This is a genomic window from Ruegeria sp. BHSB056 (genome assembly GCF_059613305.1).
Window position 1 is genome coordinate 1 of the sequence record NZ_JBXWSG010000183.1, and the last position, 1,695, is coordinate 1,695.

The following is a 1,695-nucleotide window of genomic DNA, read 5'->3' on the forward strand; positions in this document are numbered from 1 at the left end:
AAGGACAGATGCAACCCTGCGGCACACCAACCCATCCCAACATCCAAACACGCTAAATAAGACCTCACACACAAACCCGCAACCAAAACCAAAAAACTAAACCAAGCATAAACCGCAAAAGAACGCCTACTGATTCAGCAGGTTTTTGAGGTATTTTCCGTATTCGTTTTTGCCGAATTTGCGGGCGCGGGCTTTGAGGTCGTGGTCGTTGATCCAGCCCAGCGTATGGGCGATTTCGTCGGGTGATCCGGTTTGCAGGCCTTGCCTGTCCTGAAGCGTGCGCACGAAGTTTCCGGCGTCCAGCAGGCTTGCATGGGTTCCGGTATCCAGCCAGGCATAGCCGCGCCCCATGCGGTTGACGCTGAGCAACCCGGCCTCAAGGTACATTTCAAGCAAGGTGACAATCTCAAGCTCGCCGCGTGCAGACGGTTTTACGGCGCGGGCGCGTTCAGGGGCAGAGCCGTCCAGAAAATACAGCCCGGTCACGGCGTAGTTCGATGGCGGCACTTGGGGTTTCTCGACAATCTGGGTGACGGCGCCAGCCTCGTCATAGGCCACGACCCCGTAGCGTTCGGGATCAGCGACCCGATAGCCGAAGACGGTGCCTCCGGTCTCTTTGGCGTCTGCCGATTGCAGGATCTCGGGCAGGCCGTGCCCAAAGAAGATGTTGTCGCCCAGCACCATGGCCGAGGGGGCACCATCCAGAAAATCTTCTGCCAGAATATAGGCTTGCGCCAACCCGTCAGGAGAAGGTTGAACAATCCAGGTCAGGGACAGACCCCATTGGCTTCCGTCACCCAACAGGCGCTGAAACTGCTCCTGATCCTGCGGCGTCGTGATCATCGCGATGTCGCGGATCCCGGCCAGCATCAGCACCGAAAGGGGGTAATAGATCATCGGCTTGTCATAGATGGGTAAAAGCTGTTTCGAGACGCCCATCGTGATCGGATAAAGTCGGGTGCCTGACCCGCCTGCCAGAATGATACCTTTGCGTTTCTTGCCGTTCCGGGTCGTCATGTGCCGAGTTCTCCAAGGTCTTCAAGTATGCTGTGCAGGCCCGCCTTCCAATCCGGACGGGGCACGCCCAGGTCCGTTGTCAGTGTCGTGCAGTCCAGGCGGCTGTTCAGCGGGCGTTTCGCGGGGGTCGGGTATGCGCTGGACGGAATGTCTTCGACATCGCAGTCGATGCCGGCCTGATCGAAGATCTCGCGCGCAAAATCGGCCCAGCTGACATCAGGGCCACCGCTGCAATGGTAAATTCCGGTCTTTTCATCCGGGTTTGTCAAAAGGGCACGGGCCGCGCCGATACAGGCCTCGGCCAGTGCCGATGCCGGGGTTGGCCCGCCAATCTGGTCTGCGACAATTGTCAGGTGGTCACGCTCTTTGCCGAGGCGCAGCATGGTTTTGACGAAGTTATGTCCATGTGACGACACCACCCACGAGGTTCGTATGATTGCATGGGGTCCGCCCGCCGCAATCACACCGGCCTCGCCTGCCAGCTTGGTGCGCCCATAGGCGCCCAGCGGGCCGGTCGCGTGGTCGGGCGGAAACGGGGCCGTGCCCGCCCCGTCAAACACATAATCTGTCGAGACCTGAACAAACGGCACCCCGCGCCCGGCCGCAGCTTTGGCCAGCGCCGTGGGCGTGGTTCCGTTGATCAGCAGGGCAAGGTCTTCCTCCGCTTCGGCCTTGTCG

General features: G+C 59.9%; 2 protein-coding genes. Both read right to left on the minus strand.

Going from position 1 to position 1,695, the window contains the following annotated elements:
• Window positions 1-126 precede the first annotated feature (126 nt).
• Window positions 127-1,017 (minus strand): glucose-1-phosphate thymidylyltransferase RfbA, encoded by an 891-nt coding sequence (gene rfbA / locus AC2FND_RS20165; protein WP_496771477.1) that lies wholly within the window; start codon window positions 1,015-1,017, stop codon window positions 127-129.
• On the minus strand, window positions 1,014-1,695 hold a 682-nt coding region (locus tag AC2FND_RS20170; protein ID WP_496771478.1), incomplete at its 5' end, for an SDR family oxidoreductase. The genes rfbA and AC2FND_RS20170, both read right to left, overlap by 4 nt.